Annotated in this window: 14 protein-coding genes; 5 read left to right on the forward strand and 9 right to left on the reverse strand. The window is 63.2% G+C overall.

Translation table 11 applies throughout. The features are described from left to right. Positions 1-527: 527 nt before the first annotated feature. On the reverse strand, positions 528-959 hold the full coding sequence (locus AC0L2X_RS22235) for an SRPBCC family protein (protein WP_473560037.1): 432 nt from the start codon (positions 957-959) through the stop codon (positions 528-530). 72 nt (positions 960-1,031) lie between these two features. Here AC0L2X_RS22235 and AC0L2X_RS22240 point away from each other — a divergent pair, with 72 nt between their 5' ends. From AC0L2X_RS22240 to AC0L2X_RS22260, 5 genes are all read left to right on the forward strand, one after another. Further along, on the forward strand, positions 1,032-1,610 hold the full coding sequence (locus tag AC0L2X_RS22240) for a TetR/AcrR family transcriptional regulator (protein ID WP_473600348.1): 579 nt from the start codon (positions 1,032-1,034) through the stop codon (positions 1,608-1,610). A gap of 871 nt (positions 1,611-2,481) precedes the next feature. Beyond that, complete coding sequence (locus AC0L2X_RS22245) at positions 2,482-3,768, forward strand: ROK family protein (protein ID WP_473560033.1); 1,287 nt, start codon at positions 2,482-2,484, stop codon at positions 3,766-3,768. Between the two features lie 206 nt (positions 3,769-3,974). Then, positions 3,975-5,150: an MFS transporter gene (locus tag AC0L2X_RS22250; protein ID WP_473600389.1), complete on the forward strand. Its 1,176-nt coding sequence runs from the start codon at positions 3,975-3,977 to the stop codon at positions 5,148-5,150. Positions 5,151-5,274: 124 nt separating this feature from the next. Beyond that, positions 5,275-6,768 (forward strand): pyridoxal-phosphate dependent enzyme, encoded by a 1,494-nt coding sequence (locus AC0L2X_RS22255; RefSeq protein ID WP_473560028.1) that lies wholly within the window; start codon positions 5,275-5,277, stop codon positions 6,766-6,768. Positions 6,769-7,001: 233 nt separating this feature from the next. After that, positions 7,002-11,717: an alpha/beta fold hydrolase gene (locus tag AC0L2X_RS22260; RefSeq protein ID WP_473560027.1), complete on the forward strand. Its 4,716-nt coding sequence runs from the start codon at positions 7,002-7,004 to the stop codon at positions 11,715-11,717. Positions 11,718-11,780: 63 nt separating this feature from the next. Here AC0L2X_RS22260 and AC0L2X_RS22265 read toward each other — a convergent pair whose 3' ends face one another. The 8 genes from AC0L2X_RS22265 to AC0L2X_RS22300 form a co-directional block, all read right to left on the reverse strand. Further along, positions 11,781-12,608, reverse strand: coding sequence for an alpha/beta fold hydrolase (locus AC0L2X_RS22265; RefSeq protein ID WP_473600349.1), 828 nt, complete (start codon positions 12,606-12,608; stop codon positions 11,781-11,783). Between the two features lie 15 nt (positions 12,609-12,623). Next, complete coding sequence (locus AC0L2X_RS22270; RefSeq protein ID WP_473560025.1) at positions 12,624-12,854, reverse strand: YjiS-like domain-containing protein; 231 nt, start codon at positions 12,852-12,854, stop codon at positions 12,624-12,626. Between the two features lie 124 nt (positions 12,855-12,978). Then, positions 12,979-14,265 (reverse strand): NAD(P)-binding domain-containing protein, encoded by a 1,287-nt coding sequence (locus tag AC0L2X_RS22275; RefSeq protein WP_473600350.1) that lies wholly within the window; start codon positions 14,263-14,265, stop codon positions 12,979-12,981. Between the two features lie 44 nt (positions 14,266-14,309). Beyond that, on the reverse strand, positions 14,310-14,909 hold the full coding sequence (locus AC0L2X_RS22280; protein WP_473560020.1) for an OsmC family protein: 600 nt from the start codon (positions 14,907-14,909) through the stop codon (positions 14,310-14,312). 551 nt (positions 14,910-15,460) lie between these two features. Then, complete coding sequence (locus tag AC0L2X_RS22285; RefSeq protein WP_473560018.1) at positions 15,461-15,880, reverse strand: winged helix-turn-helix domain-containing protein; 420 nt, start codon at positions 15,878-15,880, stop codon at positions 15,461-15,463. 101 nt (positions 15,881-15,981) lie between these two features. Further along, entirely contained in the window at positions 15,982-17,457 is a 1,476-nt protein-coding gene (locus AC0L2X_RS22290) for an amidase (RefSeq protein WP_473600351.1), read from the reverse strand. 23 nt (positions 17,458-17,480) lie between these two features. Beyond that, positions 17,481-18,440 (reverse strand): cyclase family protein, encoded by a 960-nt coding sequence (locus AC0L2X_RS22295; protein ID WP_473600352.1) that lies wholly within the window; start codon positions 18,438-18,440, stop codon positions 17,481-17,483. After that, complete coding sequence (locus AC0L2X_RS22300) at positions 18,437-19,216, reverse strand: ATP-binding cassette domain-containing protein (protein ID WP_473600353.1); 780 nt, start codon at positions 19,214-19,216, stop codon at positions 18,437-18,439. Before AC0L2X_RS22300 ends, AC0L2X_RS22295 begins: the two co-directional genes overlap by 4 nt. Between the last annotated feature and the right edge of the window lies 1 nt (position 19,217).

The raw sequence follows: 19,217 nt of genomic DNA on the forward strand, positions 1-19,217 counted from the left end.
GCGACCACCTTAGATCCGCCATCGCAAGGAGCTACGCAGCGTCGATCCAGCATTCTCGCCCGATCCCTCCCCAAGGGAAGCCAACGGTTGATAGTTCTTGGTCGAGAATGGTGGCAGGCTGGCGAACATTGGCGTTGTTGCCCTCAAGGTGATGGGAGGCTTCAGCGTCAGTGGTTTTGACCGATAGAACAGGCCTACAACTGGTTGGCGGACCTAGCGGCCGCCAGTCGCAAATACGGCGCTAGGGATTTCAGTTGCTTACCTATCGCGAGCGGGAAAGACCAGAGCAGCGGATGTTGGCGCGGTCGTCCATTACAAAAGTGTCTTCGACCTCGAACCGGTCAACGCGGTCGGCCACCACCGCCTGCAGAACGCCAGGTTGACATCGTATCCTTCGTAGCGCGTGCGCTCCATGACACAATCCGGTGCGACCAAGTTCTCGAAGATCGCAGGTTGTGTTCCTCGAATGCCTGATTGAACCGGCGGATAACTTCGGCTGTGTCGAGCTGTTCCATCTTCTTTCTCTCCTAACTTGCTGCTCGATTCCCAGTGGACCTGGCATCGCGGTTCTTGAAAGTCCGCTGAAAGACCGGCGCCAGTCGATCCATCGCGGTTGCGAGCCATCCGGCAAGTTCATGTGGCAGCGTGTCGTGGATCCAGACGAGCCGGCTTTGGGCTTCACCCTGCGTGAAGACCTGCATAGAGGTGTTGTCATGAACCACTTCGTCGGCCACCCAGCCCCAGACGATCCGGCGAGCCTGCTCGTCGCGAGCGATAAGCCGCTCACGGGCCGCCGTGCCGTCGGCGAAGGTGATGGTCCTGACGCCGGCCTCGTCCACCCGGCAGTCCACAAGCATGCCGGGCGCAAAGCGCGGCGGCCCGTTCGCGAAGTCGCCGACTACGTCCCACACGTTTTCCGGGGGCGCCTCCACGATGATTTCCCTGATTACCGATGCCATGTCGCAAACTCCTCACTGGATAGACCTGTCTGTCTGCTTGTAGCATACAGACCTGTCTGTTAACGTCAAGCGATGAAGCAAAAAAAATCCGAAAGCCACCCTGAAGCAGGTTCCGCGCGTCATCGTTTGCTCGACACCGCAACACGACTTTTCTACGAAGGGGGCATCCATGCCGTCGGCATTGACCGCATCATCGCGGAAGCCGGCGTGGCCAAAGCGACCTTCTACAATCATTTTCCATCGAAGGATGACCTCGTCCTCGCCTATCTCGAAGAGCTAGACCGGCTCGGGCGAGCGGCAGTGGCGGCGCTTCCGAAGCAATCTCCTCGGAAAATGATCTCGGCTATCATGGCGCGTATCAGCGAGGCTGTGACCGCGGGAGGCTGGCGGGGTTGTCCGTTCCTCAACGCGGCGGCCGAATATCCCGATCCGGCCAGCCCTGTGCGGCAGGCGATCAATGCGCGCCGCGTTTGGTATCACAACAGCCTTGAGAACCTTCTCGCAGAGGACGGCGATCCAGCTCCTTCCGTCACCGCGTCACTCCTCGTCGCGCTTTCGGACGGCCTGATGGAAAGTGCCTATCTGGATGATGCCGAAAGCGTCCCCGCGCTTGTGCGCGAGGCGGTGACGAGACTACTTGATCGCCGATGAACGCCGCTCGCCGACCAAGCGGCACCGGTCTGCGCCAGTTCCTGACTCTCCGGCAGCAGCACGATCGGGAGCGCAGTCTGCACGAGCTGCGACAGCGCCGGCCGGTGAGGGTGGGATCCACTAAGCTCCGGAGGAACTGAAGCGCTCGCGTTGTGCAGAGATGGCCGGCACCCATCGGGAGCGAGGGAGGGCATGGGATAGGTGCCGGCCAGGCGGAATCAGGTCCGCCGCCGCGTCAGCGTAGCTGACCCGTCCCTCGGTGTCATTGGCTGATAACCGGATCGGCGCCCGGTCCGTCGCACGCATAGCCCGGTGCTTTGTAACACTTTTGCTGCCTCGAGATGCAGCTATCGCCTCACGCTTTGCCGGTAGAGCAGGTTTTGCAGCATCCCTCAAACGGGGATGGTTGACCAGGGTCTCGATGCTTCCGGCCGCATGACGATCGATGCTGCATCGGCGCGCGGCTTCGCTAACACAATGGCGCCCAACCTGGGGGACCACGCTCGCGGGTAGCGTCACTGCTTCACTAGTTTACGACTGGAACGCAAGGGTTTCCGACGAAGCCGTTCTGGTGGAGCTTCGTCCAAAGCCGAAGAAGAGTTGCGATGGGGACATCGCAGAAATCTTACCATGCAGCAGCAACAGGCTTGGAACCTTTGGCGCAGCAAACGCGAACGCCTTTGCTTCTTCAAGAGGCAAACGCCGACCAATAGGGAAACGGCCGGGTCAGGCGACGCCGAGCTGATAGATGGCGTATCTTTGAACATTGGCGACGCATCTTGTCCCGGCAATGCATAGTTTGTTGCTTGCCCGCACAAAGTGCTCGAAAGCGGTAAGGTCCTAGGTTAGAAGAGTTGGCAGGATGTCCCTTATGAAAAACCCGACGATGGACGATTCCGACGATGGGCGCCCGAATGGCGGACGCAGCGCTCTGTTCACGCCGCCCGGCGATGCGTCCGGCGCGGAGCGGGTTTCGCGCCGGCGCAAGGCGCTGCTGTCTTCCTCGATGGTCGGCTCGACCAATCGCGGCCGTGTGCTGCAAGCCCTGTTCGATCTCGGACCGACCAGTCGCGCCGAATTGGCGCGCATCGCCGGCGTCAACCGCACCACTATTTCTGGAATCGTGCAGCCGCTGATCGACGATCAGGTACTGGTCGAGAGCGACCCAATTCCTGCCAGTCCAGGCGGCGGCAAGCCGGCCCGGCCGCTATGGTTCTCGCCCAATGCCCGTCCGATCTGCGGCGTGCTGCTTATGCCGGATTCCGTGCACGCCTGCGTGGCGACGCTCGACGGCAAGATCGAGTCGGAACGCAAGATCGCCCTGCCGGACGGCAGGGGGCCGGTACAGCCAATCATCGAGGCGATCGCCGAATGCGTCGGCGACACGCTCTCGAGGGCGCGACGCAAGCCCCTCGGCATCGGTGTTGGCGTCGGCGGCATGGTTGACACGGATCGCGGGTCGATCGTCGCTGTCAATCTCGCGCCGGCGCTCGACCGCTACCCGCTTGCCGACGATCTCGGGCGACGCTTCAGCCTGCCAGTCAAGCTCGACCACCATCCGCGCGCCTTGCTGGTGGGTGACCGCTGGTTCGGCGCCGGGCGCGGCGTCAGGCAGTTCGCGGTCGTCTACACGGGCGAAGTGTTGGGCGGCGCACTCTATTTCGACGGCCATCTCTATCGCGGCACAGCAGGCGCAGGCGGCGAACTCGGACACACTTTCGTGCAGCTCGACGGCGAGCCCTGCCGCTGTGGTAGGCGCGGTTGCTGGGACACAATCGCCACCTTGAGCTGGCTCCGGCGCGAGGCCTCCCGCGCGGCTCTGCCCGAACCCGACCTGATCGACTCGGCCCGCCTAGTCGACATGGCGGCACGGGGGCTGCCAGGGGCGGCTGAGCTGCTCGACCGTTATGCCCGCAATGTGGCGGTGGGCATTGCCAATCTGCAGCAGACGGTCGCGCCCAACATTTTCATCATTCATGGCGATGTAGTGCTCGGCGGCGATTGCCTGCTCGGCGCAATCGCGGAGCATGTCCGCGCCATGGTTCCGTCACGACCGGGCGGCGCGATCGAATTCATTGCCGGCGATGCAGGTGACCGGGCCGCCCTCCTAGGAGCAGCCGGTCTGGTCATTTCCGAGCTGCTGCAGCTCCCCATCTAGTACCGCCGTTTCCACGGCCTGCGTTGGAGCTTTCCACGCTGACGCACACGCCTGCTTCCATACCGCTGGCCGATGACCGCTTCGAAGAGGTCTTTCGAGGCAGGAACATGTGGAATCATCAAATATCACCAGCGGCAGGCAGGAAGGTTCGTGACAGCGCAATACGGCTGCGCGGCCTGTTGGCTGCGGCCGGCGCCACGATCGCCATGGCTTTCGGATTTGGCAGCCTGGCGCTCACATCCGTTTTCATCAGGCCGCTTGAGGCTGAGTTTGGCTGGTCGCGAGCCGACATAAGCCTTGCCTACACACTGTCGAGCGTCGGCATGGCCCTGGGCGGGCTGTTCTGGGGCCGGCTTGCGGACCGTTTGAATATCAGGACCCTGCTATTTATCGGCTCGGCTGGCATGGTGATCGCGCTCGCCGCGCTTTCCTTCGCCACTTCGCTCTGGCAGATCTATGCCGCGAACTTCGCTTTAGGCGGGTTAGGCTTTGCCTGTCTCTATGCACCCGTACTTGCTGTGACCGGGCTCTGGTTCGACCGCCGCCGCGGCTTGGCGATAGGGATCGTCACAGCAGGCGGAGCCCTGGGCCAGGGTATACTGCCCTACGCCGCAAATGCATTGATCGACACCGTCGGCTGGCGCCTCGCATATGCGATCATGGCTGTGGCGACGACGGCTGCGCTGGCGATCTTCATGCCGGCGGTTCAGGCGCCGCCGGTCAATCGGATCCTCGCCGCACCGGCGCATTTTTCAGCGAAGCCAGGCTTCCAGGGCGGCCATCTTTCCCCGGTCACGCTGCTATCTGCCGCAGCCTTCCTCTGCTGCGCCTGCATGGGCGTGCCGCTGATGCATCTCACGAGCTTCGTCACGGCCGTGTGCGGATCGTCGGATGTCGGATCGCTCAGCCTGCTGATCGCCATGCTGTTCGGCGCCATCGGGCGGATCGCATTCGGGCTCCTCGCCGACCGGGCAGGTAACATTTCTGCCTACGCCCTGGCGTCGTTTATTCAGACTGCATGCGTCGCGATTTTTCCCGCGCTGGACCAGCAGCTCAGCCTGCTGGCGCTGTCGGCGGTTTTTGGCTTCGGCTTTGCCGGAAACATGACGTGCCTGATCCTTTGCGTGCGCCAATTTGCGCCAGCCGAACGCTTCGGCCATTCACTCGGCATCGTCATGCTGATTGCCTGGGTAGGCATGGGCGTGGCCGGCTATTTCGGCGGCTTTGTCTATGACACCTTCGGCAGCTATGGGCCCGCTTTCCTGGCGGCATTTGTCGCAGGTGCGGCCAATCTCGTGGTTCTGGGCGTATTGGCCGCATCATATGGCGCGAGAGCGCAGGTCCCATGCGGCCGCCTTCCCGACCCGGCGATGAGCCGCTGATTCAAACGTCGAAATCCGTTCAATTCCACGTTGGTTCGAACGCAGCAAACCACGGCTTCCCTACCATTTTAAGAGACCGAAGGAATCGACGGCGTGCCGTCGTCACCAAGCAAGGACAGCTGAGATGAGCAGTATCTATGACAGCATTCTCGACACGATCGGCGGCACGCCGGTCGTCCGCCTTTCCCGCATCAATAACGGCTCCGCTTCCCTCTATGCCAAGCTCGAGGCATTCAATCCTGGCGGCTCGGTCAAGGACCGTTTCGCCGCCGCGGTCATCGAAGAGGCGGAGAGTTCCGGTGCACTTCGCCCTGGCCAGACGGTAATCGAGGCGACAAGCGGCAACACGGGGATAGGACTTGCCATGGTTTGCGCGAGGAAAAGCTACCCTCTCGTCATCGTCATGCCGGAAAACGCCAGCCTCGAACGCCGCAAGCTGATGCGCTTCTTCGGTGCCAAGGTCGTATTGACCCCTGCGGTAGAGCGAGGCAGCGGCATGCTCGCCAAGGCGGTCCAACTGGCCGGAGCGCACGGCTGGTTCCTCTGCCGGCAATTCGAGACGCCCGTCAACGCCGATATTCATGCCCGCACGACAGCGCTCGAAATTCTTGCGGCGTTCCAGGACCGTCCACTCGACTACTGGGTCACCGGCACCGGGACCGGCGGAACGCTTGCCGGTGTGGCGCGAGTGCTCAAGCGCGAGCGGGCGGAAACGCGGATCATAGTCTGCGAGCCCGACAATTCGGCGCTGCTGTCGAGTGGCATTCCCCAAACCTTCGACGAACAGGGACTGCCGACTCGGGCGCATACTCGCTTCCGGCCACACCCGATGCAGGGTTGGAGCCCTGATTTCATTCCACAGATCGTCGGCAACGCGATGGCTGACGATCTTGTGGACGAGATCTTACCCGTTTCAGGCGCCAGTGCTCTGGAAGCCGCGCGCCGGCTTGCGACGGAAGAAGGAATATTGGCGGGCATCTCCGGCGGAGCAACCTTGAGCGGGGCACTGGAAATTGCTCGACGCGTCGGCCCAGACCGGAACGTGCTCTGTATGTTGCCTGATACGGGTGAGCGGTATCTCAGCACGATCTTGTTCGATCACATCAGCGAGGAAATGTCGCCCGCCGAAGAGGCGATCTCTCGCTCCACACCCGGCTACCGCTTCGACCGGCCGCCATCCTTCGCCCTTTCATCGGCACCTGTAAACGAAATCCAAATCGATCAGTCAGCGCATGCGCTTGTCGACAAGGCGATCAATGATCCGGAGCGTCCGATGGTCATGTTCGCTCTGACATGGTGCGAATTCTGCTGGACGGTAAGAAAGCTTTTCGACCGTGTTGGAATCGCCTACAGGTCCATCGAAATCGATACTCCTGAATTCCAGAAGAACGGCCTGGACGGAGAAATCCGCAAAGCCCTGAGGGCCCGGGTCGGTTCACCTACAATTCCGCAGGTCTTTGTCGGCGGCGAGCATATCGGTGGCTGCATGGATACGCTTGCCGCCTGGCGGGAAGGCATGCTCGCCGCCCGGCTGGAGTTCATCGGCGCAAACTACACGCCCGGCGCATGCGCAAATCCCGAGAGCCTGCTGCCTCGATGGGCGCGCGCGGCAGCGTGAGATCTCGCCTCCGGAGCTTTTCAGAGTGCCGTCGCCACCGTCAAGCGAGCGGAACGGGCGTGATCCCTTCCGGCTCGGCTTTCACCTGTACTTATCCGTGTCGGCCTTCCCACCAAGAGAAGAGCAAATCAGCGCAGGCGGGAATCTCGCGCTCCGGAAACGAACGCTTTCGGCAGCGGCACGGACTTGATACAATCCATCGCTAATTTGGCAGGCGCACTAGGATCAACAAAGTGTCGCTCGAAATTCGCGTTCTCGGAGATCTGACGGTCCTTCGCCATGGCGAGGTCGTTTCCTTGCCGCCTTCGAAAAAGACGCGGGCGCTGCTGGCCTATCTTGCGCTGGTAGAGCGCCCCCAGCGGCGCGAGCGCCTTTGCGAAATGTTCTGGGAGGTACCGGACGATCCGCGCGGCGCCCTGCGCTGGAGTCTCTCCAAAATCCGACAGGTCGTCGACCTCGGGGACGGCGAGGTCCTGCAAGCCGACCGCAACGCAGTTCGCCTGAACACCAGCGAAATCGTAATGGACATCGCGCCGCTCCGCGGCCTTGGGGTTCGCGACATAGAGGCTCTCGAACCCGAGAAACTGGAGGCCCTCGCCGGAGCGTTTCGCGGACGTTTCCTGGATGACGTCTCACTGCCGCGCTGTCCGGAATTCGAAGCCTGGCGCATTGCGACCGCCGACGAACTGCACGTGACGCATCTGCGCATCCTTCGGGTACTCGTCGACCGTTTAGCGGATGAGCCGGCGCGGGCGCTTCCGTTCGCCCATGTCCTGCACGGGCTGGAGCCCAGAGACGAGGCTCTTCGAGCCGACATCCGTCGGCTGAGCGAGGCAGCACGGCAATCCGCCATGGTACAGAGCCGCGCTTCGACAACCGACCCCGAGGCCGCTCCCACCGGCGAGACCGTCACCCCACAGGTTTGGCCGGCGGCGGAGATACAGCTCCGCCCCGCGCCGGAGCGGGTCCTCGCGCAGGAGATCCGCCGGTGCACGACACCCGACGGCGCGCGCCTCGCCTATTCCTTGAGTGGTCAAGGCCCGCCTTTGGTAAGGGCCGCGCACTGGATGTCCCATCTCGAGCTCGAATGGGACAGTCCGGTGTGGAAGCATTGGATCGAGGGCCTCTCCGCGCACTACCAGCTGATACGCTACGACCAGCGTGGCAACGGCTTATCGGACCGGTATCCCGCCGACCTATCCTTCGAAGCCATGGTCGCCGACCTGGAGAGCATCATCGATGCGGCCGGTCTGCGCCGCGTCTCCCTGCTTGGCATTTCCCAGGGATGCGCCGTTTCGATAGCCTATGCCGTCCGGCATCCCGAGCGCGTGGCCGGGATGGTGCTGTATGGCGGATTTACCAAAGGCTGGCGCAAACGGGGCAATGAGCGCGAAATAGCGCGCCGCGAAGCGATGGGAGCGCTGATACAGGAAGGCTGGGGCCAAGACGACCCGGTGTTCCGGCAGATGTTCACTTCCCTCTTCATTCCGCAAGCAACGCCGGAACAGAGGAATTGGTATAACGAGCTGCAACGCAATACTGTCTCGCCCGAGATTGCCCATCGCATCTTCGAGGAAGGCGCCGTCATCGACGTGGACGAGCTGTTACCGCGGGTCCGCGTTCCGACCCTGGTGATGCATGCCACGGGGGACGCAGTCATTCCGTTCGATCATGGCCAGGCGATGGCTGGCAAAATCCCCGGCGCACGTTTCGTCGCGCTCGACAGCGTCAACCATGTGCTGCTTGGTCATGAACCGGCATTTGCGATCTTCGCGGACGAAACGCGCCGTTTCCTTGCCGACCCTGAACAGACGCAGCAATTGGCCGGCCCTCCGGCGTCCTTGGGAATCAACCGCTCTCGGCAGTACATCACCGTACTCGCTGCGGAAGTGGTCAGTGCCCTGCATCTCCTCGAAGCGGAAGATCCGGAAGAGGCGATCCGCGAATTCCAGCCCGTCGAGGATCGGGTGATACAGGTCGTGGAGAGCCACGGCGGCGTCGTCACCTCGGCTGCTGACGGGACAATCACCGCAGCATTCGGCCTTGCTCGCGCCACCGAGGATCACGCTTATCTTGCATGCCGCGCCGCGCTTGCGGCCAAGCTGGCAGTGGAGGAGCTTTCCCAGGGCGGGATCCAGTTGAGGGCCGGAATAGACACCGGCGAGGTGATCGTACGGCAGCAATGGACGACCGAAGCCAGCAAGGTTGAACTGGCTGGAGCCGCGCCGCGTGCGGCCAACCGGCTGATGCGTGCCTTGCACCGTGCGACGATCGCCGCGACGGGCCGGGCGCGCGCAGCCGCCGGAGGCTATGTGCAGATGCACCGCTTAGCGCATTCGGAGCATCCGCACCTTGGCCGCGACGAACGCATTTACGAGCTGTTGGGCGAAAATCACGCTCTGTCGCGCTGGCACCTGAGGGCCAACCGCGGCCTCACCGGACTGGTCGCGCGCGAGCTCGAACTCAAAATCCTTCTTGCAACGTGGCGCAGGGTCAGGGAGGGCCACGGCCAGGTCGTCGGGATCGTCGCCGATCCCGGCATGGGTAAGTCGAGGCTTGCCCATGAATTTCTCTCCCTCGACGAGGTGGCCGGTTTTACCGTGCTTGAATGCGGCGGTCTGGAGTTTGATTCGTCAGTTACTCTCGGCGCTGTAAAGAAGCTGTTGCTCTCGGCTTGCGGCATCCGCGGCGAAGACGGCTTGGCGGAAGCCCAGCGCCTGTTCGCGTTCAAACAGGCGGAACTGGATCTGGATCCACGTCATACGGCACCGCTTTCCTTCCTCGCGGACCTGCCGGTCAACGATTCCTCCTGGCGGCATCTCGATGCGCGGGAGCGGACCTCACGGGTGTCCGAGGCGATGAGCGCTTTTCTCGTTGCGTTGAGCCGAACCGCGCCCGTAGCCGTGCTTATCGAGGATCTGCACTGGATGGATGACGAGAGCGAGGCCGTTATGAACAGGCTGGTCGAGGTCATGGGGGCCAACCGTATCATGCTGCTCGCCACCTACAGGCCGCAGTACCGGCACGAATGGAACCGCCGCGGCTATTTCCAGCAGATAAGGCTGGAGCGGTTCGCGCGGGATGAAATGGAGCAGTTCCTCACCGAACTGCTGGGATCCGATCCCAGCCTAGGGGAACTTCGGCAATCGCTCGCCGAGCGCGCCGAGGGCACGCCGCTCTTCCTGGAAGAAATGGTGCGCGGACTGATTGCGGACGGTGCCCTTGCTGGCCAGTCCGGCCGCTACGAGCTCAAGAGGCCGGTGGAGTCCATCACCATCCCGTCGACGGTTCAATCGCTCATCGCCGCACGGATTCAGCAGCTGGGCGACTCGGAAAGGCAGGCACTCCAACTCGCTTCGGTTATCGGCAAGAATGTTCCGTATCCGCTGCTGAGGGCACTATCGCCGCTGCCCGAGACGGAGCTGGAGCTATGCCTGGCCAAACTGCAGAGTCTGGAATTCCTGTTCGAGGTCCAGAGCTATCCTCATGTGGAATATACGTTCAAGCACGCCTTGACCCTGAAGGTAACCTATGAATCCCTGCTGGCGGAGGATCGAAAAAGGCTGCATCGGGCTGCATTGGTTGCGATGGACAGACTGTATGCCGGATCTCTGAACCACCACATCGAGGAACTGGCCGAACACGCGCTTCGTGCCGAGGCATGGGAACCGGCCGCTGACTATCTGCTGCAAGCGGCGGGTCGGGCAGAGGAACGCTCGGCCTATTCGGCCGCGGTCCAGTTCCTCGAAAGCGCCCGCAAGGCCGTCGCCGCGTTGCCCCGAAATCCGAAAACACTCGCCCAGGCAATCAACCTGCGGGTGCGGATGCGGCCCGCCTACGGAGCCCTTGGGGCCTACCGGAAAGCGCTGCCGCAGTTGTTGGAAGCGCGCGAACTGGCCATGGAACTGGGCGATCCGCAACTCATCTCCGACGTGTTGCTCCATTTGAGCTATCTCAACAGCTCCCACGGCCGCTACGAGGAGGCGCTGGAACCGGCCGATACACTCAAGCGCGGCGCGACGGCAAACGGGGTGCAGCGCTGCATAAGCGAGTCGGATCTGGCCGCTTCACAGGCGCTTCTGATCCGCAGCGAGGCGCGGCAGGTGCTGGAGCGGCTTGTTCCGCATGAGGAGAGATTCACCAAAGCTTGGCGTCTTGAGCGTTTCGGACAGCTCGGTGCTCGTGCGGTTTGGTACCTGGGGCACCGCGCGCAGGCGGAAGCGCGCCTTGGCCGGTTCGATGATGCGGAGTGTTCGCTTGGCGAGTTGCAGAAGGTCGCTGCCGAAGTGGCGCGCCCGATCGACAGCTGCGCGGCCGCCTATTTCACCGGTGTCGTGGGCATCCTGCGCGGGCCGGAGCCGACGCTTGTCGAGGCGCTGCAATTTTGGTCCTCCGAAGCCGCGACCAGCGCATCTATTCTACTGCGGCCGTGGCTGTTGACGGTGCTCGGGCATGCGGAATTCCTGCTCGGCCGCAACCACGACGCGGGCGCCACCTTGGAAATGGCGGTGACCGAGTCTGAGCGGCTCGATCTTGCCCAGTTCGAATGTCACGCGCGCGCCGTGCTCGCATGCGTGCGCGCGCGCCTCTGTGAGCCGGAAGCTGCGGCCAATCTCGGCCATGCGCTCGAGCTTGCACAGGGACGCGGCGATCCGTGGAGCGAGATCATCGTACTGCGCGGCCTTGCCGAGCTGAAACCTTCCAGATCGGCCATTAGCTTGCTCGAACAGGCCTGCAGCCTTGCCAGGCGGGTTGAATTGCGGCCAGAGCTTGCCCGCTCCTTGCTAGCTCTCGGGCTCGCGAAGCGGCGCGGCAAGATCGCTGGCGCGGTTGCCACTCTCGCGGAAGCGGACAGGCTCTACACAGAAATGCGGATGCGCGAGGATTTCTCCGACACGGAGGACCCAGCCGGAAATATCGTGCGTGATCGCATAGAAGCTACGGTGTGATTCCTCCATATCCAAGGATCTGCTTTGAAGGTTGGCGCTGCCTGTAGGGCAAGCAAGCCGCGGTCAGGCAGCTCGCGACCCCGCGGTGTCATGGAACAAAATCTGCCGGAAACGATCCGCCACCAAATCTGCGTGGGTCAGCGGCCCCATGTGTCCGGCGCCAGGAACAATCGCCCCGATCGCGGCCGGAACGCGGGAAATGAGTTCGCGAGCGATAAGCCGCGTCGGAACTGGTGCAAATTCGCCGCGCAATACCAAGACCGGAAAGTCAAATCGGGCATATTCGCTTGCCGGCATCGACTCATGGATCAACGCGTGGAAGTCGAGGCTGGCCTTCGGCAGAAACCGCACGAGTGCCGCCTGAAGTTCCGGCTTCATCGCGTCGAAGGTGCCGACTCCGCTCCAGTAATCGATGAAACGAGCTGCAGCGGAGAGATAGCTGCCGTTGATCAAGCCGTCGTGGATCGCGCCTGCGATCGCCGAGATCTCGCCGAGCGCCTCGCGGCCCTCAGAGTCCAGCTCGCGGAGCAGGTGAAAGGCCGACGGCTCATAAACCGAGAGGCTGGCCAGCCGGTCTGGACGCATCGCTGCTATATGCAGGGCCAACCCACCACCATAGGAATGGCCAACAAGATGCACAGGCCCGTCATGGCGGTCGATCATCTCCAGGATCCCGACGGCTTCGTCGGCCAGACGGAAAGCGCCGGCGCCTGTCCAGGTGCCGCCGCCCGGCGCCCCGATCAGATCGGGCGCGATGAACCGGTAGCTCTCATCGAGCCGCTCCGCCAGCTTGCGCCATTGACGTCCGCTGCCGCCGGAGCAGTGCAGGGCGATGACCAGCGGTGCGTGGCACGCCTTATGCGAGACGTGGAACGTCGATGAGGCAATCATTCCCTCCCTCCCGCCTCATAAACGAGAGCGGCGGCTGGCATCACGCGCGGCAAACGAGGTGACCCAGTTGATCTCGAAGCGGGTGATGCCGACGTCGCGCAGGAGGTAATCCGGCAACTCATGAAGCTGTCGACGGTCCCGCTGGATGCGAATGAAACGCCAGACTGCGGCCAGCATCGTTCCGCCGGCCCAGCGCAAACCTCGCGTTGTGGTGAGGGACAGGGATGGGTTCACCATTGCACTCATTTTGATTTTCTCCATGGTTGCGGGCGCTGACTACGGCGCCAGTGGAGCGCTTGTCGTGGTCGGGCGTGAGTGTCAGCGTTTATGGCAACGTCGATTTTTGCCGCGCCAGCGTTGTATTCGGCGGTCAGGCCGCGGCTCGGCGAGAGACGTCGAGAAACATTGCCATGTGAGCCGCCAAAGCCTCGGCATCGCGGCCGACGCCGTCGAGGAAGCTGGAGCTTCGATGGCGCATGAAATTGAGGCCGAGCACGTAAAGTCCCGGATACGCGCAGACGCCGCCGTCGTTCAGGATTTCGCCCCAGGAATCGAACACATCCAGCTTCAGCCATGGGTATTCCCGGCGATAGCCGGTGGCCCATATGATGGTCTCGATACCCCGGTCGATGAGATCGATTTCGGTCGGTTCGGCGCTCAGGAACAAGCTCGGAATGTATCCGGGGTCGATCGAGTAGCAGGCTTTGCCGGCGGCCGCGCGGTCTATGTTGGCCAGGACGCGCCTCAGCCTGCGTTCCGCCGCCGCGGTCGTGTCGGCGAGATCGCCACTGAACCGAATGCGCGTATCGCAGGCGGCAACCGCTCGACCGAAAAGACGAACGCCTTGCTCACGAAGGCCGGCGAGATCGAGAGACCTGCGCTCGGGTGTACCTATGAGCTGCAGAGACGGCTGCCGCCGTGCGGCGGCGAGATCCGAAACTTCGGCGATGGGTTTGGCAAGCGTTCCCAGCCGGTCGAGCCACCACAGGATGTCGTGCCCGTGATAAAGCCTCGGCAATCGCGTATGACTGCCGACCGACAGGGTTACCGCGCGGCCGGAGCGATTGATCTCCTCAGCAAGTTGTATGCCGGTCGCGGAGGCACCGGCCACGAGAACGCCGCCCTTAGCCAGCTGCCGAGGGTTGCGGTAGTCCCGCGGCACGACCTGCCGGATCCGGGAGGAGATGTGCTTTGCAATTGATGGAATGCGGGGCCGATCGCTGTATCCGGTCGCGACCACGACCGCAGGCACACTCCATTGGCCGCGATCGGTCAGCAGCCGGAAGCCTCCGTCGATCTTTTCGACCGAAAGCACCTCCACACCGTCCTCCACCGGCGCGGTGATCGAGCTCGCGTAATCCTCCAGGAACCCGACGGTCTCAGCCATTGTCATGAAGCCGTTGGGATCGGCGCCGCGATAGCCGCCGCCGGGCAGGCGCGTCATCCAGTTCGGCGTCAGCAGGCGGAGCGAGTCCCACCGTTCGCTGCGCCAGCGCTCCGCGATCCGGCCGCGGTCCAGCACGACGTGGTCGACGCCGCGCTCGGACAGGCATCGGCTCATGGCGAGACCCGCCTGTCCGGCGCCGATAATGGCCACGTCTGTACGCTGCATGGAATCCGCGCCTTGCAAACAGGGGCAAAAGATCGCCGGCGCCATCCTTTCCAGGACGAGGCCGGCGATATTGCTCGTCCGGACCGAAGTCAGCCTTTCACGACAACCGAGACCGGCACGCCGTTGGTCAGCACGTCGAACACGGCGGAACGGGCGCGCGACTGCATCACGATCTCCTCAAGCTTCTCAGCGGGAGCATCGCCCTTGATCTTGAAGGAGATACGGATGCCTTGGTAGCCGTTGCGGACCTCGTTCGAGATGCCGAGGATGCCGCGAAGGTCGATGTCGCCTTCGACGGTCGACTCCACCTCATGCAGGGTCACCCCGCGCACGGCCGCGATGTTCGCGATGCCGGCCGTGAGGCATGAAGCAAGCGCGTGGAGAAGATATTCGACCGGCGTCGGTCCGTTGTCCGTGCCGCACAGCACCGCTGGATGGTCGCTGTCAGCTTGGTAGGCCATCTTGTGAGACTGCTCGGTGCCGGCGCCGAAGAAGTTGGCCATGGTGCTGCTGCTGTGCGTGCCGGCAATCCAGCGGCTCTTGGCACGGAACTGGAACTTGGCAAGCTCGGGCTGCCCCGCGACTGCGTTGATGGTGGCCAGAAGGGTGGGCGTGTCAACGCCGTTCCTTGGCTCCCGCGGCGCCTTCTTAACGGAAGACTTCTCCATGACCATTGTATCGTCCTGCATGTCATTCACTCCTGGTTCGGATATTGCTCGACCGGGATCGCCCCGGACGGCTAACCCTCGGGCGGTAGCGTTTGACGTGCAGTGGGAACGACAGTGGGAAAACAAGAGGTTTTTTGCGTCAGCCAAGGGTGAGCCGCGCTGGTCTGCAGTCAGCGAAACGACGGGTCTTCAAACACTTGCTTCGCCGCCACGCTGCGATCCTCCCGTAAGCGCCGAGACGGGCGTCACAACCGAAACCACAGGAGATCAGACCATGTCTCGTTCGTTTGGAATGGATACCCGCCCGTCTTCGACCGACTGGGCAGTGATAGTTCGCGGACCAATAAAGCCGGAGGTGCTCGCCCACATTGCGAAGATCCACACGTACCGCACCGACTGACCTATCCGCATATGAGCCGCAACTGCACGAGAAAGTATCGGGATTGCCGCGACTGGACGGCCATGACACTCGACTGCCAAGGCCCAGAGATCAAGATCCCCCGGATCCACGTCCCGCTTCCGGGAGATGACATCGAACCGCTCGGCCGCGCCCGCCCAGTCCCGCCGCAGGACTAGGTCTCGTGCGGCAGAGATCTCCAGGTCATCGGTCGGCTCAGTCGGCGCAATCTGGCCGAGACCGGGATCATCGACCCCGAAGCGATAGCCGTGCCTGACGAAGCTGCGGATGCAGGTCGCCGAACCCCGGCAAGCGCGCGACGGGCCAGGCTTACGGCGCGGTGAAGGGAAGCTTCCGTCAGCTCCGGCCAAAGGGCATCCATGAGCTCGTCCTTCGGCACCACCCGACCCGCATTCCTAACCAGGTAGGCTAAAAGATCAAAGACGCGCGGTTGGATCTTCTGTGCCGCTCCCCGCAGCCTCAGCGAGCGAAGTTCTGCAGCATCGGGGCTCTGGGAGAAAATCGAAACGACAGCCGATGATAATCGAAAGACCAGCAGATGGTAAGGAGCCGCCTGATCCCAAAGCCGTATCACGGACCGCTCCCGTCTATAGCCCGGGGAAAACGGGGCAGCCTAAAAGCTGCACCGACTTGGCCACGAAAGCGAAGACATTCTGCTAGGTATTCCGACACCCACTATCCGGCGAGCCCCGGATAATTTTGGACCCAGGGCTGCATCCGTTCGAACTGAGCCGCCATCGCCAGAACGGTTTCGTCGGCATGCCGCCGCCCGACGATCTGGAGGCCGACCGGCAGGCCCTGCGCCGTCAGGCCGGCCGGAACCGAAATCGCCGGATGGCCGGTATAGTTGATTGGATAGGTCATGCACCAGCCGATCAGCGGATCGACCGCCTCGCCATTGATCGATGTCGGCCCGATCGTGTTGCCGTCCGTGGCATTCTTGACGGGCGGAACGGCCAGCGTCGGCGAGACGATCAGGTCATGGGTTTCGAATACATCCTCGAGGCCATCATGCACGCCGGTGCGCAAAACATCGTCGAGCGCATGGTCGACGGCGGACACCTTGTAAGCGCCCTCCAGCATGGCGAGGAACTGCGGGGTGAGCACCTCGGCGTGCTCGCCCATTAGGTCGATGCCCTCCTGTTTCCAGTACACGGCGATGGCAGCATAGTGGATCGAGATCGTGCGCACCCAAAGCGCCGCCAGGTCCTTGTGATCGGCCCTGAAATCGAGCTCGACCTCGTCAACCTCGATGCCATGTCCTCGCATGACATCGACGGCACGGGCAATGACAGTGGCGACCTCAGCATCGACAGGGAAATTGCCTAGTCGCGGACTGTAGGCGACGCGAAGTTTCCGTGTCGGCCCGGCAACGGCGCCGACATAGTCAACGCCGTCGTCCGGCAGGCAGAACGGGTCGCGGTTGCGTGGCCCGGCCATGATCTTGGTCATCAGCGCCGCGTCCGCAACGGTGCGGGCCAGTGGTCCGATGTGGACCAGAGGATGTCCCCACAGGAAGGCGTCGGGCCGAGTCACCGAAGGAATGCGGCCGAAAGAGGGCTTGAAGCCGACGGTGCCGCTGAACGAGGCGGGGATGCGGACCGAACCGCCGCCGTCCGTGCCTTGCGCCAGGGCCGCCATGCCGTCGCCGACCGCTGCCGCGCTGCCGCCGGACGAGCCGCCGGAATTGTAGCCGATCGCGAAGGGCGTACTGGTCGGCCCAAAGCGCAGATTGTCGGTGATGCCCTTATGGCCGAACTCCGGCGTGTTGGTCTTGCCGAGCACGATGGCGCCTGCGTCGAGCAGGCGCTCGACTGCCACAGCACTTGTCTTGGGCACCCGGTCGTGCACCGCCAATGAACCCATCGATGAGGGCACGCCGGCCACATCGTCGAGGTCTTTGATACCGACGGGGACGCCATGCAGCGGTCCAAGCGGACCGCCTGTCATCACCGCCTTTTCGGCGGACCGCGCAGCCTCCATCGCCTGGTCGCCGAGAACCAGCGTATAGGCGTTGACCAACGGGTTGCGCGCCTCGATGCGGCGCAGATAAGCCTCGGTCACTTCGACTGGCGACAGGTCGCGGCGCCGGATGCGCTGGGCCAGTTCCGTGGCCGGCAGGAAACAGATCTGATCGTCTGCAGAAGTCATAAGCCATTCCACCTTGTTGGGTGCTATTTGATGAACACTGGATTTGCCGCGCCGCCGGTGCCTTTGCTCACTTTGACCGGACTGGCGCAGTAGAAGCCTTCGTAGCGGCGGTCGGAGGCACAGTCGGCGGCCAGCAGGTCGAGCGATGCCATTTCGGTGAACACCACGCCCAGATTGCGCATCAGCGCGGCGTGCAGCACCAGCATCAGCCCGGTCTCGGGCTCGTAGGTTGTCTCGTTGGCCAGCGTGTCGGTAACCAGACAGGGGATCTGCATCTCGTCGAACCAGCGCACGAGGTCGAGGCTAAAGGTCAGTCCGGGTTCCCAATATCCATCGCCAACGCCTTGGCTTCCCGCCGCCAATGCGCCGACCCAGCCGGTGCGAACAAGAAGGATGCTGCGCGGCAGGATATCGACCCCTTGGGTGCGGGCGCATTCCATGAGGTCGCGATGCGTGAATGTTTCAGCGCGCTCCAGGACCGGTTTGCCGCGGAACCGGGCGATATCGAGCAGCACGCCGCGTCCGACGATCCCACGCTCCGCGATCGGCATGATGCTGGCCTTGGTCATGCCGCCATTGGTACTGCTTGCTGCGAAGCCGTTCCAAAGCGTGTCGTCGAACCACATGTGGCCGAGCGCGTCGCAATGCGTGCCGGCCTGTGCGAAGCCGGTGACATAGTCGTCTGCGAATTCGAGGCCGCCGGCAAGCGGTTGCCAGTGGCCGTTCTCGAAGCCGGCCTTGTCGGCGACCATGAAGTGCTTCGCCGGCCAGCGGCCGGGAAAGACGGCATCGCCCTGGGAGGTCGCGACCGGCACGCCGAGGGTGAAGGTGCGGCCCTCCCGCACCGACGCCAGGCCGCGCTTGACCTCGTCGGCGGTCAGATAGTTGAGCGCTCCGTTCTCGTCGTCGGCACCCCAATGGCCCCAGCGGCTCGGCGCGTTGGCCAGCAGCCGGCGCAGCGTCATCGTTTCAGTCGCGCTCATGCGAGAGCCTGCTCGGTCGCCGGCTGCCTGGCGCCGGTGATATAAGCGACGACCTCCTCCATGTTGGTGCCGGAACTTGCGAGATCCGCGACCTTGCGGCCCCTGCGCATCACCACCACGCGGTTGCACACCTGCCAGAGATGATCGAGATTGTGGGTGACCATGATGATCGTCAGCCCCTGGGCGCCGAGTCGTTTGATGAGATCGAGCACCTCACGGGATTCGCGCACGCCGAGCGCCGCGGTGGGCTCGTCGAGCAGCAGCAGCTTCTGGCCCCAAAAGGCACCTCGCGCGATGGCCACCAACTGGCGCTGGCCCCCGGACATGCGATCCACCGGTTTGCTGCGCACCCCGGGGATATCGATGTGCAGGTCCTCGAGGCCGCGCATCGCGATGTCGCCCATCGATTTGCGGCGGACCCAGCGTAGCAGCGCCGGGCCGCGGCCAAGCGCAATCTCGCGGCCGAGAAAGAAATTTTCGGCGGCGGTGAACGTGCCGATCAGCGACAGGTCCTGATAGACCGTCTCGATGCCGAGACGTTGCGCTTCGGACGGCGGCGACAGCTTTTGCGGCCGCCCTTCGAGGATCACCTCGCCGGAAGTCGGGTCGTGCGCCCCGGCCAGAATCTTGATCAGCGTCGACTTGCCGGCACCATTGTCGCCAACGAGGCCGAGTATGTCGCCCTTGGCGACGTCCAAAGAAACGTCATCGAGTGCCTGGATGCCGCCGAAGCTGCGGCAGATCCCGCGCAGGCTGAGCAGCATTTTGTGCGCCATG

Source organism: Mesorhizobium sp. WSM4828 (assembly GCF_055811175.1).

Coding starts and splice junctions, on each gene's coding strand:
- AC0L2X_RS22290 (WP_473600351.1), bottom strand. CDS start 17,457: ATGACTTCTGCAGACGATCAGATCTGTTTCCTGCCGGCCACGGAACTG.
- AC0L2X_RS22250 (WP_473600389.1), top strand. CDS start 3,975: ATGGCTTTCGGATTTGGCAGCCTGGCGCTCACATCCGTTTTCATCAGG.
- AC0L2X_RS22295 (WP_473600352.1), bottom strand. CDS start 18,440: ATGAGCGCGACTGAAACGATGACGCTGCGCCGGCTGCTGGCCAACGCG.
- AC0L2X_RS22280 (WP_473560020.1), bottom strand. CDS start 14,909: ATGCAGGACGATACAATGGTCATGGAGAAGTCTTCCGTTAAGAAGGCG.
- AC0L2X_RS22270 (WP_473560025.1), bottom strand. CDS start 12,854: ATGAGTGCAATGGTGAACCCATCCCTGTCCCTCACCACAACGCGAGGT.
- AC0L2X_RS22300 (WP_473600353.1), bottom strand. CDS start 19,216: ATGGCGCACAAAATGCTGCTCAGCCTGCGCGGGATCTGCCGCAGCTTC.
- AC0L2X_RS22245 (WP_473560033.1), top strand. CDS start 2,482: ATGAAAAACCCGACGATGGACGATTCCGACGATGGGCGCCCGAATGGC.
- AC0L2X_RS22240 (WP_473600348.1), top strand. CDS start 1,032: ATGAAGCAAAAAAAATCCGAAAGCCACCCTGAAGCAGGTTCCGCGCGT.
- AC0L2X_RS22235 (WP_473560037.1), bottom strand. CDS start 959: ATGGCATCGGTAATCAGGGAAATCATCGTGGAGGCGCCCCCGGAAAAC.
- AC0L2X_RS22275 (WP_473600350.1), bottom strand. CDS start 14,265: ATGGCGCCGGCGATCTTTTGCCCCTGTTTGCAAGGCGCGGATTCCATG.
- AC0L2X_RS22255 (WP_473560028.1), top strand. CDS start 5,275: ATGAGCAGTATCTATGACAGCATTCTCGACACGATCGGCGGCACGCCG.
- AC0L2X_RS22265 (WP_473600349.1), bottom strand. CDS start 12,608: ATGATTGCCTCATCGACGTTCCACGTCTCGCATAAGGCGTGCCACGCA.